Source organism: Paenibacillus sp. PSB04, assembly GCF_025809195.1.
Lineage (GTDB): Bacteria > Bacillota > Bacilli > Paenibacillales > Paenibacillaceae > Paenibacillus_AQ > Paenibacillus_AQ favisporus.
On record NZ_CP081301.1, the window covers coordinates 2,003,359 to 2,016,336 of the forward strand.

At 53.7% G+C, this 12,978-nt stretch carries 14 protein-coding genes, 1 tRNA gene, 1 pseudogene and 2 riboswitches; of the genes and pseudogenes, 10 read left to right on the top strand and 6 right to left on the bottom strand.

Annotated features, from left to right (window positions below; translation table 11 throughout):
* The first annotated feature begins 93 nt into the window (after positions 1 to 93).
* Together K2F33_RS09485 and K2F33_RS09490 are read left to right on the top strand one after the other, a co-directional pair.
* Positions 94 to 705 (top strand): PadR family transcriptional regulator, encoded by a 612-nt coding sequence (locus tag K2F33_RS09485; protein WP_163880432.1) that lies wholly within the window; start codon positions 94 to 96, stop codon positions 703 to 705.
* A 27-nt stretch (positions 706 to 732) separates the two neighbouring features.
* Entirely contained in the window at positions 733 to 1,746 is a 1,014-nt protein-coding gene (locus tag K2F33_RS09490) for a HoxN/HupN/NixA family nickel/cobalt transporter (RefSeq protein WP_263881525.1), read from the top strand.
* A gap of 115 nt (positions 1,747 to 1,861) precedes the next feature.
* Here the strand turns inward: K2F33_RS09490 and K2F33_RS09495 are convergent, their stop codons facing one another.
* Together K2F33_RS09495 and serS are read right to left on the bottom strand one after the other, a co-directional pair.
* The gene (locus K2F33_RS09495) at positions 1,862 to 2,368 is read right to left on the bottom strand and encodes a DUF1572 family protein (protein WP_263881526.1); all 507 of its coding nucleotides are present in this window, start codon (positions 2,366 to 2,368) and stop codon (positions 1,862 to 1,864) included.
* A gap of 167 nt (positions 2,369 to 2,535) precedes the next feature.
* Positions 2,536 to 3,831, bottom strand: a complete 1,296-nt coding sequence (serS, locus tag K2F33_RS09500; protein ID WP_263881527.1) for a serine--tRNA ligase — start codon at positions 3,829 to 3,831, stop codon at positions 2,536 to 2,538.
* Here serS and K2F33_RS09505 point away from each other — a divergent pair.
* Complete coding sequence (locus K2F33_RS09505; protein ID WP_167372891.1) at positions 3,821 to 3,997, top strand: hypothetical protein; 177 nt, start codon at positions 3,821 to 3,823, stop codon at positions 3,995 to 3,997. The genes serS and K2F33_RS09505 overlap by 11 nt on opposite strands.
* A gap of 174 nt (positions 3,998 to 4,171) precedes the next feature.
* Here the strand turns inward: K2F33_RS09505 and K2F33_RS09510 are convergent, their stop codons facing one another.
* A complete protein-coding gene (locus K2F33_RS09510) occupies positions 4,172 to 4,642 on the bottom strand; it encodes a MarR family winged helix-turn-helix transcriptional regulator (RefSeq protein ID WP_076172823.1) in 471 nt (156 codons plus the stop codon).
* A gap of 154 nt (positions 4,643 to 4,796) precedes the next feature.
* On the opposite strand from K2F33_RS09510, the gene K2F33_RS09515 reads away from it, so the two are divergent.
* Positions 4,797 to 4,961 carry a DUF1328 domain-containing protein gene (locus tag K2F33_RS09515; protein WP_076172824.1) on the top strand — a complete coding sequence of 55 codons (165 nt, stop codon included), beginning with the start codon at positions 4,797 to 4,799 and terminating at the stop codon, positions 4,959 to 4,961.
* 122 nt (positions 4,962 to 5,083) lie between these two features.
* On the opposite strand, the gene K2F33_RS09520 is transcribed toward K2F33_RS09515, so the two are convergent.
* The 3 genes from K2F33_RS09520 to K2F33_RS09530 form a co-directional block, all read right to left on the bottom strand.
* Positions 5,084 to 5,782 carry a M50 family metallopeptidase gene (locus K2F33_RS09520; protein WP_076172968.1) on the bottom strand — a complete coding sequence of 233 codons (699 nt, stop codon included), beginning with the start codon at positions 5,780 to 5,782 and terminating at the stop codon, positions 5,084 to 5,086.
* 143 nt (positions 5,783 to 5,925) lie between these two features.
* The gene (locus tag K2F33_RS09525; protein WP_076172825.1) at positions 5,926 to 6,957 is read right to left on the bottom strand and encodes a ribonucleotide-diphosphate reductase subunit beta; all 1,032 of its coding nucleotides are present in this window, start codon (positions 6,955 to 6,957) and stop codon (positions 5,926 to 5,928) included.
* Positions 6,958 to 7,470: 513 nt separating this feature from the next.
* On the bottom strand, positions 7,471 to 9,804 hold the full coding sequence (locus K2F33_RS09530; RefSeq protein WP_076172826.1) for a ribonucleoside-diphosphate reductase subunit alpha: 2,334 nt from the start codon (positions 9,802 to 9,804) through the stop codon (positions 7,471 to 7,473).
* A gap of 233 nt (positions 9,805 to 10,037) precedes the next feature.
* A riboswitch (cobalamin riboswitch) is annotated at positions 10,038 to 10,261 on the bottom strand.
* A 288-nt stretch (positions 10,262 to 10,549) separates the two neighbouring features.
* Between K2F33_RS09530 and K2F33_RS09535 the strand changes: the two genes are divergently transcribed.
* From K2F33_RS09535 to K2F33_RS09560, 6 genes and pseudogenes are all read left to right on the top strand, one after another.
* On the top strand, positions 10,550 to 10,852 hold the full coding sequence (locus K2F33_RS09535) for an MTH1187 family thiamine-binding protein (RefSeq protein WP_212985014.1): 303 nt from the start codon (positions 10,550 to 10,552) through the stop codon (positions 10,850 to 10,852).
* A gap of 81 nt (positions 10,853 to 10,933) precedes the next feature.
* Positions 10,934 to 11,005: transfer RNA gene (locus K2F33_RS09540), tRNA-Thr, on the top strand.
* Between the two features lie 438 nt (positions 11,006 to 11,443).
* Entirely contained in the window at positions 11,444 to 11,560 is a 117-nt protein-coding gene (locus K2F33_RS09545) for a YjcZ family sporulation protein (protein WP_208837126.1), read from the top strand.
* Positions 11,561 to 11,822: 262 nt separating this feature from the next.
* Positions 11,823 to 11,933, top strand: coding sequence for a sporulation protein YjcZ (locus K2F33_RS09550; protein ID WP_105445680.1), 111 nt, complete (start codon positions 11,823 to 11,825; stop codon positions 11,931 to 11,933).
* Between the two features lie 105 nt (positions 11,934 to 12,038).
* A pseudogene (locus K2F33_RS09555) lies at positions 12,039 to 12,188 on the top strand (manganese catalase family protein); the annotation flags it as partial.
* A 107-nt stretch (positions 12,189 to 12,295) separates the two neighbouring features.
* Entirely contained in the window at positions 12,296 to 12,718 is a 423-nt protein-coding gene (locus tag K2F33_RS09560; protein ID WP_076172830.1) for a CBS domain-containing protein, read from the top strand.
* Between the two features lie 137 nt (positions 12,719 to 12,855).
* Positions 12,856 to 12,916: riboswitch (Fluoride riboswitch) on the top strand.
* Positions 12,917 to 12,978: the final 62 nt, after the last annotated feature.

A 12,978-nucleotide genomic window follows, 5' to 3' on the forward strand; every position in this document is an offset into this window, starting at 1 on the left:
TCGAGATCATTGCGGATACACTGGTAGTATACAAGCCGGATAAAGCTGCCGGTTCGAGGTATATATCTATAAGAACGCAAGGAATGAAACGAAATGAACACATTAGGTTACGCAATACTCGGCGTGCTGGCCCGTACGCCGTGTTCGGGATACGAACTGGCTGCTTACTTGGAGGTTTTGTGGCCTGCCAAGCACAGCCAGATCTATCCGCTGCTGAATAAAATGGAGCAAAAGGGCCTAGTGGCATATGAGCATGTGGAGCAGACGGGACGGCCAGACAAGAAGACGTATTCCATCACGGATCAGGGCCGGGAGGCACTGGGTTCCTGGGTGGAAGAAAAGCCGGCGGACCCCGCAGTGCGGGACGAGTTCCTCATCAAGGTTTACTCGATGTGGCTGACCGATGAGGAGAACGCCAGAAAGTTGATCCTGGAAAGGATCTCCAAGCTGAAGCTGAGAGTGACAGTCCGGGAGAAAAAAATTGCGTCGGTGGAGAAGGACCATACCCGCGCCTCCTCCAAGCATTTCGGGAGGTACGTGCTGCTGAACCGCAGCCATTTTCTCGACAAGGAAGAGATTTCGTGGTGCAAGTGGGTGCTGAATCTGATGGATAATCCGCTGATTGTCAAGTTTGTGATCGGGTTCATCGGCGCCGGCACGTTCAATACATTGATCCGGGGCATTTCGATCCTGTCCGAATGCTGACCGGCTCTTTTCTCGAAAGGTGGAAACATGAAGTTCATTTGGAACCGTTACATGCTGGGCGTGGTCATCATCCATGTCCTGGGGCTGCTTGCCTTATTTACGGTGGCGCCCGCCCATCCGGCTTTTGTCGGCATGGGAATTGCGGCATACGTTTTTGGCGTCCGCCATGCTTTTGATATCGACCATATCGCCGCGGTGGATAACACGATCCGCAAATTGGTGGCGCAGAAAAAGGATTCCCGGGGCGTTGGCTTCTTCTTTTCCCTGGGGCACTCGACGGTCGTCTTCCTGCTGGCGGTGCTGACGGCCATCTCCGTGCGCTTTGTCGCCAAGCATATGTCCGGCATGCAGGAGATCGGCGGCATCATCGGGGTGACCGTGTCTGGGGTATTCCTGCTGTTTCTGGCCGTGCTCAATTTCATGCTGTTTGCCCAGCTATGGCGCACGTTCCGCCGAATCCGGGAAGACCGGATCGGGGAAGCGGAGCTTGAGGAGATGTTCGAAGCCAAAGGCTTCTTTACGCGATTTATGGGCAAATGGTTCAAGCTGGTCACGAAAAGCTGGCATATTTACCCGATCGGCTTTCTGTTCGGCCTCGGCTTTGACACCGCCACCGAGATTTCGCTGCTTACCATGTCGGCTGGGGCGGCCAACCAGCAGGTTCCGGTCCTGGGCATCATTGCGCTGCCTTTGCTGTTTGCGGCAGGCATGAGCCTGTTCGACACGCTGGACGGCCTCATGATGACCAAGAGCTATGCCTGGGCCAGTGACCGCCCGGTCCGGAAGGTCTACTACAATCTGATCGTCACGGCGATTTCGGTGATCGCCGCCGTGGCCGTCGGCGCGGTGGAACTGGCGCAGATCACGACGGAGAAGCTGCATTTATCCGGTGGCATCTGGGACGTGATCGCAGGCATCGACTTTGGGAATTTGGGCATTTTCCTGGTCGTGGCGTTTCTGGCCATTTGGGGCGTAGCTGTACTCATTTGGAAGGTTTACCGGATTGAAGAGCGGTATGCGGTGAAAGGGAAAAGTCTATAAGGACCGTGAAAGCAAAAACGGGACCTGCCCGGCGTGATGCCGGCGGGTCCCGTTTTTGTATAAACGCGGTCTGTCTTCACATGAACGGGCGTCGATAAGCGTTTTTCTTTGTCCGCTAGTTCTTTCGGCGCGGAATCGTCAGCGTCTCCCAAGCGTCCGATTGAATCTGCTTGGCGATGTAAATGATCTGCCCGATATGGCTGGAATAGTGCGACATCTGCCGTTCGATCGCTTCCAGCACCGAATGCGGCTTTTCCCGGATGTAGACGGTCCGCAGCAGGTCATCCCTGCCGAGGGAGCCGAGCGCCTGCAGAAAGACGTCCCAGCCGCGGTTCCAGATGTCCAGCAGCTCTTCTCTCGAGGCCACGGTGCCCTCGAACTCGCTGTCCCGGTCGCGGCCTTCTTTTTCCCCGTCGGAATCGAGGAAGTCTGTCCAGCGGGAGATCATATTCCCTCTCATATGATGAACGATAACCGCAATGCTGTTGGAGTCTTCGTTTAACGACCAATTCAGCTTATCGTCCGGAACCTGCGCGATCGCCTTCTCGGCGGAACGCTTCAGCTCGGCGAATTTATCGTTGACCACCCGGAAATATTCGGTTCCGATGTCGTGGGCGCTCATTCCAACCACCTCCGCTATAAAATGATTTCTTCACACCAGTATAGGGGCCGTCCTTCTTTCCCGGCAAGCAGGGAGGTGACTCAACAATATCTTTTCATTTTCGGGTCTTCCGGTTTTATCGCCGCTCCTGCCATTCCTGGTCTCCCCATATCCCCAATAGTCCGCGGCTACTCCGTTTTGGGGCCAGGGGGCACCAGCTCGGCGATGCCGCCCATATAAGGCCGGAGGGCATTCGGAATGTAAATCGAGCCGTCTTCCCGCTGATGGTTTTCGAGCAGCGGAATCAGAATGCGGGGCGAGGCCACGGCCGTATTGTTCAGCGTATGGCAGTACTGCAGCCTGCCTTCCGCATCGCGGTAGCGGATGTTCGAGCGCCGGGCCTGGAAGTCGAGCAGATTCGACGACGAATGGGTTTCGCCGTAGGCTCCGCGGCTCGGCATCCAGGTTTCGATGTCGTACTGCTTATACGTCTTCTGCGACATATCTCCGGTGCAGACGGCCATCACCCGGTAAGGAAGCTCCAGCAGCCGCAGGATCTCCTCGGCATGGCCGGTAATTTCCTGAAGCATTGCTTCCGACGCCGCGGGATCGTTCTCGCAGAGGACGACCTGCTCGACCTTGGCGAACTGGTGGACACGGTACAAGCCGCGTACGTCGCGGCCCGCCGAGCCGATTTCCCGGCGGAAGCAGCTCGACACGCCCGCGAGCCGGATAGGAAGTGCGTCGTCGAGCACTTCGTCGCTGTAGTACGACACCAGCGACACCTCCGAAGTGCCGACGAGCCACTTGTCCTCACCGGCCAGCTCATAGGTCTGATCCTTCCCGGTGGGGAAGAATCCCGACCGGGCCAGCGCTTCGGGACGGACCATGACCGGCACGTCCATCGGCGTAAATCCGCGCGACGCCAGGAGGTCAATCGCCAGCCGCTGCACGGCCAGATGAAGGAACAGGCCGGCTCCCTTCAAATAATAGCTGCGGCTGCCCGCCGTCTTGACCCCGCGCGGAATATCGAACAGATCGTGCAGCTCGCCGAGCGTGACATGATCCTTCATCTCAAAATCGAATTGCCGCGGCGTCCCGATCCGGCGGACTTCCACATTGTCGCTGTCGTCCTTGCCAATGGGCGTGTCCTCCGAGACAACGTTGGGGGCGAGCAGCATCAGTTCCTCAAATTTGCTGGTTGCCTCGCGCAGACCGGCTTCGCAGCCGTCCAGGCTGCGGTTAATCTCCTTCACTTGGCCCTTAAGCTGCTCCGCGGCTTCGTCCTTGCCCTGCTTCAGCAGTCCCGCGATACTCTTGGTCAGCTCATTGCGCTGAGCCCTTAGCGATTCCGTCTCCTGCAGCAGCCTTCTCCGCTTCTCGTCCCATTCCAGCAGATCGTCCACCTGAAAGGGAATGTTTTTTTGCTCCGCGACTTGCTGTACCTGTTCCTGATGGTCACGGATGAATTGAATGTTTAGCATCGATACCGTCTCCTTTGTCCTTTTGTCCTGTAAAAATACAAAAAGCGCCCTCATCCCTTGGGACGAGGAGCGCTTGCTCGCGGTGCCACCCAATTTGACCAGCCTGCCCGAAGGCAGTGCCGATCCGCTTGGTTCCGCGATAACGGACGGAGGCCGGTTAACTTAGAGAGAGAATGGAGGAGCCGCTGCACTGTCATGCTGCGTACACGCGGGAATCGCCATCCGCTCCGGTCGAAAACGCCTCACAGTTGGATGCTGTTCATCGGCGTAATGTCACTGTTCAGTTCTTTGCGGTTTAGTATAGCGTAAACCGATCAAAAGCACAATATACATACATCCCTTACCTGGATGTGTACTCCTCCAAAAGCTTTTGTATGTTTTGGTGAATGCGGAGCAGGCTCTCCACATCGGAAGCGGGGAGCTGCTCGAGGGCAAACGCCATGGCTTGGTAGGAGCGGGGCTTAGCCGCCGACTGAAGGGAACGCTCCCGTCCATCAGCGGTAAGGCTCAGTTTGACCTCCCTGCGGTCTGTCTCGGAGATAACACGGTCCACCAATCCCGATTGGACGAGGCCTTCCACTTGAACGCTAAGGGTGCTTTTAGGAGAAGAGAGACGCTCGGTTAATTCTCTTAGTGTCATGCCGGGCGCGGTATACAGCGTGTTCAGGATGGCGAGCTGCAGCACGGTTAATCCTAGTCCCTCCGCGTTGCTGCGGGTAAACTCCAGAAGGCGTTTTTGAATGCCAGAAAAGGATTGAACGACTTCAGCGGCCAGCTTGATTTGAGGATCTTGGCGTTCTTGGTGATCCATGGCTCAGGCAACCTTTCGCTTATTAATTTGTTCATTGATGAACAGTTCAAATATGGACAAATTATATGCGGATTTGGGGCATTTTTCAAGGTTCAAATCTCCGATTCAGGGTTAAAAACAAGTACCACATTCTAACGAAAGAAAGGTGATCACGATGATCGGACTCGCGATTTTGTTTTTGATCATTGCAATCGTAGCTGCGATTTTCGGCTTCTTCGGCATCGTTTCTGCGCTCGTTGGCGTCGCAAAGGTGCTGTTCTTCGTCTTCCTGATCCTGTTTATTCTGTCGCTGATTTTTGGCAGAAGACGTAGCAGTTGACGCATGCTGTGCCGCTGATCCCAGTTCATACGAACACTCGATAAGAGCAGAAAAGGCTTGCGCCCACATACGTGTGGGACAAGCCTTTTTTTGGGTTGAGAGAATTCGAAACGGTTTAAGTTTTATCCGGTCCGCATGCTGGTGTTTGCAGCAGGCTTTCGCGCGGGCTTCCGCCAAAACAAGGTAAGGCTTTGGGTGGTGCACCAAAGCGCAAACAGGAGAAACAGCACCGACCAGGCGATGGCAGGGAGCACCGTCATGTGAGCCAGGTTGGCCGCGTCACCGGCCTGCCGCGGATTGGTCAAGGAAGTGATCGCCAGGGTAAGCGGCCCAACAACCGATTCTTCCAGGCAAAGGAAGGCGAGCAGAAGGTAATAGAAATTGCGCACGGTGCTGCCCAGCAAATAAAACACGATGTTCAGCGCCATAAAGATGACGAGCCACCAAACCCCATAGCTGTTCCGGACAAAAAAGAGCAGGTTGACGGCAGCCAGCAGCGTGATCAGGATCAGCCCGGCGGCCTGCTTACGTTTGGCGTACCCGTAGAATAGAAGCACAGCGAAGATGGAAGCGATCGTATACCCCGACAGCGAGACGAGCACGGAGCTCCAGCCGGAGGATAAATAGGAGTAGGTGGTCCCGCTGTGATCGGCATTGAGTTCAATGCGCAGAACCCTACCGGAGAGCAGCAGGGTGACGACCGCATGGCCGAACTCATGAATCATCGTATCCAGGGTGCGGAACCAGGAGGAAAACGGGATCAGCCGGGTCAGAATCGCGGATGCGACAAGAAACAATACGGCCTTCAAGGATTTATTCACGGGCAACGGGCAGCTCCTTTCCAAACGGTAACATGCGGATCTAATATCTTTTGTTCCATCATACACGATCCAATAAAAAAGGGAAGCGCAGCGGAGCTGCACTTCCCGGTTGTTGCGAAACTAGTATATTGCAGGCGAGCGGCTTACAGATCGTCGAATCCGTTGTCGTCGCCGACCTTGCCGTAGTTGCGGGATTTGGCTTCGAAGAAGTCCGTTTTGGTGGCGTTGAGCGCCTCGTCGGAGAAAGGACGAATCCATGGCATGCAGTTGGAATCCACGCCTTCGTAACCTTTTTCCATCCCCATCATTTTCAGGCGTTTGTTGGCGATGTACTTGATGTAGTCGGACAGCTCATTCAGATCGATGCCTTTGACCTCGCTGAGCGTGTAGTGCGCCCAGTTCGTTTCCAGCTCAACCGCGCGGTCGATCGTGCGGTAGACGTAGTCCATGTTCTCCTTCGTGTTCAGCTCAGGGAAATCCTTGAGCAGCTGTTTGAACACTTCGCCGAAGAAGTAGCAGTGCTGGTTCTCGTCGCGCTGGATGTAGGAGATCATTTGGCTGGTCGCCATCATCTTCTGGTCACGGGCCAGGTTGTAGAAGAAGGCGAATGTGCTGTAGAAGAAAATGCCTTCCAGGATCAAGTCGGCCACAAGTGCTCTAAAGAACGTTTGCGGATTCTGCTCGTCGCGGAACTCCTGGTAAATTTCCGAGATGAAACGGTTGCGGTCGAGCAGCACCGGATCATGCTTCCAGTATTCGAAAATTTCTTTCTGCTCCTGCTCCGATACGATCGAAGACAGCACGTAGGAGTAGGATTGGTTGTGTACGACTTCCTGCTGCCCGATGATAGCCGAGATGGCCTCCAGCGAGGAATCGGTAAAATAACGCTTTACGTCGCCGATGAACATCGTCTGCATCGAGTCCAGCACGGCGAGCAAAGAAATGTTGATCTTGAAGGTGCGCTGCTCTTCCGGATCGAGGTTGACGAACTGCTGCGCGTCTTTGGCCATCGGAATTTCGTCGGCAATCCAGTGGTTCAGCAGCAGAACCTTATACAATTTGTACATATGGGGCATGCGGATATCGTTCCAGTTCAGGATGCCCGAGCATTCTCCTTCGATGATGCGGGTCGAGCGGTTCGGCGCTTCGGTGTTAAAAATCTTTTGCATTTGCATACTCGATTCCTCCTCGTAGTTCTGTTTTTACTTGCTCATTTATATCAACATCCATCGCAGAATGCTGTAATCCATATCAGTTGATCTAAATCATTCATCTCTTTCCCAAACAATCTGTCTAAATGGTTTTGTACTTATCATGCAGTAGTGTATTTATAAGGTTTGATACAGTAGCCCTTTCCCGTTTTTAGTTGGCAGTTTTACCGGACGCGTGGCGAGCCTCCCGTATTTTGGCGAAGCCAAAACAGGGAGCAAAGCCGCGCGACGCAAGGGGTCTCCGAGAATCGAGGAGACCACCACCCGCACCGCTCAAACGTAAAAGCGTGTCCCCCATAACCTGCAAAGCAGGAGGGGGACGAAAGCGACTCACAGCACATATTCACATCAAGAAAATCCGCCACCCGCCGGTCTTCCGCCAACATTCCGGGTGTCCAGAGGGCAGCGCCCTCGGGGCCCTCCCTTGGAAGGGAGGGTTTGGGAGGGATCGAAAAAGGTTTTAGGCTTTAATATCTTTTACGACGCACACGACTCGCACTCTTCAATCGTCAGCGCACGGCTGCGGACGTAGTACGTCGTTTTGATGCCGGCTTTCCAGGCGTGAAGGTGAAGCTCCAGAAATTCCGTCGCCCGGATATCCGGACGAACGTACAGGTTGAAGCTTTGAGCCTGGTCGATGTGGCGCTGACGCGCCGCGGCCATCTTGATGGACCAATGCTGGTCAATCAGGAATGCCGTTTTGTAATACCAGATCGTCTTCTCGGACAGGTCCGGGGCCGGGTTGGCGATTTTGTAGGTCGTTTTTTCCTCGTAAGACAGAAGGTCGTACAGCGGATCGATGCTGGCGGTGGAGCCGGCAATGATCGAAGTCGAGCCGTTCGGTGCGATGGCGAACAGCCAGGCGTTGCGGACGCCGTTCTGCTGCACTTCCTGCTGGAGCTCTTTCCACTGCTCGGTGGTGACGAACTTGCCTTCATGCTCGCCGTCGACATAACCGCGGCTGGTGAAGTAAGCGCCGTTCTCCCAGTCGGAGCCTTTGAACTTCGGATAGTGGCCTTTCTCCTTGGCCAGCTCCATGCTGGATTTGACGAGCAGGTAGTTGATTTTTTCGTACAAATTGTCGTTATATTCAACCGCTTCGTCGGACTCCCAACGGATGCCTTCAAGGGCGAGCAGGTGATGCAGGCCGAAGGTGCCGAGTCCAACCGCGCGGTATTGGCTGTTCGTATATTGGGCTTGCAGGACTTCAATGTTGTTAATGTCGATGACGTTATCCAGCATGCGTACCTGGATCGGCACCAGACGGTCCAGCACATTGTCCGGAACGGCACGGGCCAGGTGAATCGAGTTCAGGTTGCAGACGACGAAGTCGCCGGGAACCTTGGAAATGACGATCCGGGTTTGGCCGTCCTTGGTCACGAGTTCTTCTTTTTCCACCACGGTGGCGGATTGGTTCTGCATAATTTCGGTGCACAGGTTGGACGAGTAGATCATGCCATGTGCACGGTTCGGGTTCGCACGGTTGACGGTATCCCGGTAGAACATGTACGGCGTGCCGGTTTCCAGCTGCGATTTCATGATGCGCTTCATGATGTCGATCGCAGGCACCGTAATTCTTGGAAGCAGCGGGTGGGCAACCGCTTCGGCGTACTTCTCGCGGAACGAGCCTTGACCTACCGTTTCGTCATAATAATCCTCAAGACCCGCAGGACGGCCGTTGGCATCCTTCCAGCCCATGATTTTCTTCACTTCATGCGGGCAGAACAGGCTCCACTCGCTGCGGGCCTCAACTGCCTCCATGAACAGATCCGGCAGGCACACGCCATGGAACACGTCATGCGCTCTCATGCGTTCGTCGCCATTGTTCAGCTTCAGATCCAGGAAGGCCAGGATGTCTTTGTGGAAGACGTCCAGGTAGACCGCAACCGCACCTTTACGGGTACCGAGCTGGTCAACGCTGACCGCCGTGTTGTTCAACTGGCGGATCCAAGGAATGACGCCGGAGCTGGTGTTCTTGTGACCGCGGATGTCGGAGCCGCGCGCCCGGACTTTACCGAGGTAAACGCCGATGCCGCCGCCCATTTTGCTGAGACGGGCCACGTCGGTATTGGAGTCGAAAATCCCTTCCAACGAGTCGTCCACCGTGTCGATAAAGCAGCTGGACAGTTGTCCGGCGACCTTCTTGCCGGCGTTGGACATCGTTGGCGTAGCGGCGGTCATGTACAGGTTGCTCATGGCCCAATACGCTTCCTTCACGAGCTCAAGGCGCTTGTCCTCTGGCTCAGTATGCATCAGGTACATGGCGATGACCATGTAGCGCTCCTGCGGGAGCTCCATAACGCGTCCGTCGAAATCATGCGCCAGGTAGCGGTCGGACAGGGTCAGCAGACCGATATAGTCGAACAGCAGGTCGCATTTGTAATCGATGCAGCGGCCCAATTCTTCAATTTGCTCTTTTGTATAGCAGGTGAGGAGCTCCTCGCGGTAGATTCCTTTTTGCACCAGCTCGGTAATGAGAGGGTAGAACGCACCATATGGCTCGTCAGGATAGGCTTTGTAGCGGCGGTTGTAAGCGGCCTTCTTGTACAGGGAGGTCAGCAGTGAGCGCGCTGCGGCGAACTTCCAGTTCGGCTCCTCCTTGGTGACCAGCTCAAGCGCCGACATCGTGAACGCGCTGCTGATTTCGTCGCCGGTGACTTCCTCGCGGCGCAGTTTGCTCTGCACGCCCCGGAGGAGGCGCTCCTTGTCCAGGGTCTCCAGCCCCTCCAGGATTCGGTCGGCATAAACGGAGAGACGGATTTCATCAAAAGCCAGCTGGCGGTTGTTCGGTTTGGTAACGAGCTGCGGCATGGTGCAGATCTCCTTTCAAAGTTTGTATATTTGGTATAACGGAAAGTAGGACGATGCTGTTAAGAGGGAGCTCTTGCTGTGCTTGCCCATACAAAAGGCATTTCCGAAGAACCTGAAGCACAGGTACGAAAATGCCGCTAGATCCCGTATGCCCTATTTACGAGCATGGGAAAAAATATCTATCACCCTATGTATAGATATCGACTGGCATCACGCACCTATTCCTCGTAGGCCTTTCGTGAGACAAAACAGGCAGGTCTCCTGACTCCCGAAAATGCGATATTCGGCGCCTTCCCGTCCGCGTGACGGACAGTGGCCTCAGCCGATATCGTGCCGAAAGCTCGGAGCTCTCGGCCTTCCGGTTACAGTGGCGGGACCGTGACGGATTCACACCGTGCTTCCCTATTATGAACGCCTGGCAAATCGAGCCGTGTTCACCTGTTTCCACTATATTTGGTTGCTTTCATACTAATTTAACCCAATATATTGTGTTTGTAAACCTAGTTCCTCTTAAAAGACGAGCAATGAGAATTATACCAGATGGACCCCCGGGGCGCTACTGTGAACCATTGGAGATTAACCTCTAGAGGGGGCTGAAAAGGTAGAAATCGGGCGGAATTTGCAGGAAAAACGCGAATAAAAAATTTTGCGGGCCATCCTTTTGCGATTCCGGAGGCGGTCGGGTAAAATAAAATTAGGAATAAAGTTCGATCCGCTTGCAAAAGGATAAAGGAGGCGCACGACCATGGCAATTGCAGAGGTAACGGTCATTCCGATCGGAACGGCCACGACCAGCCTGAGCTCCTATGTGGCACAGATGCAGCAGGTGCTGGCGGAGCAGAAGGGGATCAGCTACGAGCTGACGTCGATGAGCACAATCATTGAGGGGGCTCTTCCGGATGTATGGCAGGCGATTGCAGCTCTGCACGAAGCACCATTCCTGGCCGGCGCGCAGCGCGTATCCACTTCGGTCAAAATCGACGACAGACGGGACAAAGCCTCAACCAGCGCCCAGAAGCTGCAATCGGTCCGCAACAAATTGAAATAAATTCCAATCGCAATGAAGTATTGCATTTTGGAGAAGAAGTTGTATAATAGTTTTTGTTTGACGGAAAATTTCATTTTCCACGCTGGTGTAGCTCAGGGGTAGAGCAACGCACTCGTAATGCGTAGGTCGGGGGTTCAATTCCCTTCACCAGCATCTTTCATAAGCCTTACAGGACGCGGGTTTCCGGATTTCGGAGACCGCGTCTTTTTTGTTGATTTGGGCGATCTTCTACCATTTTTCTGCCCTTTAGTCGAGTAAAGCGTGTTTTTCCCATCAATTAAAAGAAAATGAATTTCCCCTGACAACTGTCGCAGGTCCTAGCCGTGCAGCATGAGCAATCCAGAGGCGTGCAAGGTATTCCAAATTAGGACAAGATTCAGGAATGATAAAGACCTATATGTAAGAACCAATTACCTATACAGGGCATATAGTATGGTGGCTCATAAAAACTTCCTTGATGTAAGGCAAAGCCCGCTTTCGAAGCGGGCGTTTTCAATCAGGAAAAAAATCAAATCTTAAGTGCGTTTACCCATACCAAATGGTGGAATGTACATATTGTAATATTAACTTTCTTACAAAGGAGGTACATGTATGAGCGACGGTGTTGTTGGTGGCGTAGGATACGGTTACGGTTTGCACAGCAACGTAGGTGCTATCCTGGTGCTCTTTATTTTGTTGGTAATTATTGTTAAGGCATTCTGTTGGTAATAAAAAGTCATGAATGAGGAAGCCCCTGCTGGCTAAGTGCTGGCAGGGGCTTTTTTTATTATAAATAAAGTAGTTTCTCACTATCTAGGCACGTACAAGTTGGATTACTAGGGTAGCACGCGTTGTACTAATCCCGCCAGCTAGCCGTGGGCTCACTCGGGACCGAGGAAAAATAGTCTTTTAAACCGCTGACTCTGTCCACAACGCTGAAAGGTTTCTTTCATAGAATAAAACTGATCCTATGAAGAAAGGGGAATATCACATGAGCGAAGTTGGTGGAGTTGGTTATGGTGGCGGCTGGTCGACGAGCGTCGGTATCATTCTTGTCCTCTTTATTCTGCTTGTCATCATCGCTAAAACTTGGGGATACTAATTGCTGAAAGGTCCTTAGCCCGCCTGATCGATCCGGGGGCATGAGACCAGCACAAGCGCAGCGCAGTGATCCGTTACGGGTCCTGCGCTTTTTTTATATCTTATCATCGGTGAAATTTTCAGCGGACAAACGCCTAGCCGTAACGGCGGAGAGCTGAGAGTGATCTAGCCGCCGGAGGGCTTCCCGATACCGATGATGCCTGAGCTGGCCGATGAGCACAGCCCTGGGATCACTTATATGAATCGAGAAGGCTGACAGCTGCACCATATTTCTGCAGTTCTTAGCACAGCGCGCCAATCCTGAATAATCCCGGGACCCCTGGGTAAAATACGGGGGATCATTCCTAGAGGAGGTAAACAGCAATGACGATGGTTCGCGACGTAATGACCAAAGACGTAAAGGTATGCGCACCCCATGATTCGATCACGGCTGCGGCGCAAATCATGCGCGATGTCAACTGTGGATCGGTTCCGGTCTGCGAAGGCAAAAAAGTGGTAGGTATGATTACCGACCGCGATATCGTGCTGAACTGCGTAGCTGCGGGTAAAGACCCGGGCAGCGTACACTGCCATGACTGCATGACAAGCGATGTCATTTCGTGCTCGCCGGACACCGATGCCCACGAGTGCGCGAAATTGATGGCCGACCATCAAATCCGCCGCATTCCGGTTGTAGAGAACGGAGAAATGGTAGGGATCTGCGCCATTGGCGACCTGGCGACGATGAACATCCACATCAACGAAGCCGGCGATGCCCTCAGCCAAATTTCTGAACCTCTCCATTAAGAGGACGGTGCGGCAGGGAAACTAGTTCGCAGCAGAAGCACCCGTATTGCGTTAGCGCGATACGGGTGCTTTTTCGTCTATTGTGGCGTTCAGATTTTCTGTTGACTTCAGACCAATCGCTCATTACAATAATTTGTAACAACATAGGCGATGGAGTTCGCCTTTAACCGCCCGTGAGCTAATGACTCCTACCAGTGCAGACACTGGTAGGAGTCTATTTTTTTGCAGACATTCCTGCACCGGGTCAAGCAGGGGAGCGG

Coding starts and splice junctions, on each gene's coding strand:
- K2F33_RS09485 (WP_163880432.1), top strand. CDS start 94: ATGAACACATTAGGTTACGCAATACTCGGCGTGCTGGCCCGTACGCCG.
- K2F33_RS09525 (WP_076172825.1), bottom strand. CDS start 6,957: ATGCAAATGCAAAAGATTTTTAACACCGAAGCGCCGAACCGCTCGACC.
- K2F33_RS09495 (WP_263881526.1), bottom strand. CDS start 2,368: ATGAGCGCCCACGACATCGGAACCGAATATTTCCGGGTGGTCAACGAT.
- K2F33_RS09505 (WP_167372891.1), top strand. CDS start 3,821: ATGTTTAGCATCGATACCGTCTCCTTTGTCCTTTTGTCCTGTAAAAAT.
- K2F33_RS09545 (WP_208837126.1), top strand. CDS start 11,444: ATGAGCGACGGTGTTGTTGGTGGCGTAGGATACGGTTACGGTTTGCAC.
- K2F33_RS09530 (WP_076172826.1), bottom strand. CDS start 9,804: ATGCCGCAGCTCGTTACCAAACCGAACAACCGCCAGCTGGCTTTTGAT.
- serS (WP_263881527.1), bottom strand. CDS start 3,831: ATGCTAAACATTCAATTCATCCGTGACCATCAGGAACAGGTACAGCAA.
- K2F33_RS09510 (WP_076172823.1), bottom strand. CDS start 4,642: ATGGATCACCAAGAACGCCAAGATCCTCAAATCAAGCTGGCCGCTGAA.
- K2F33_RS09515 (WP_076172824.1), top strand. CDS start 4,797: ATGATCGGACTCGCGATTTTGTTTTTGATCATTGCAATCGTAGCTGCG.
- K2F33_RS09550 (WP_105445680.1), top strand. CDS start 11,823: ATGAGCGAAGTTGGTGGAGTTGGTTATGGTGGCGGCTGGTCGACGAGC.
- K2F33_RS09535 (WP_212985014.1), top strand. CDS start 10,550: ATGGCAATTGCAGAGGTAACGGTCATTCCGATCGGAACGGCCACGACC.
- K2F33_RS09490 (WP_263881525.1), top strand. CDS start 733: ATGAAGTTCATTTGGAACCGTTACATGCTGGGCGTGGTCATCATCCAT.
- K2F33_RS09560 (WP_076172830.1), top strand. CDS start 12,296: ATGACGATGGTTCGCGACGTAATGACCAAAGACGTAAAGGTATGCGCA.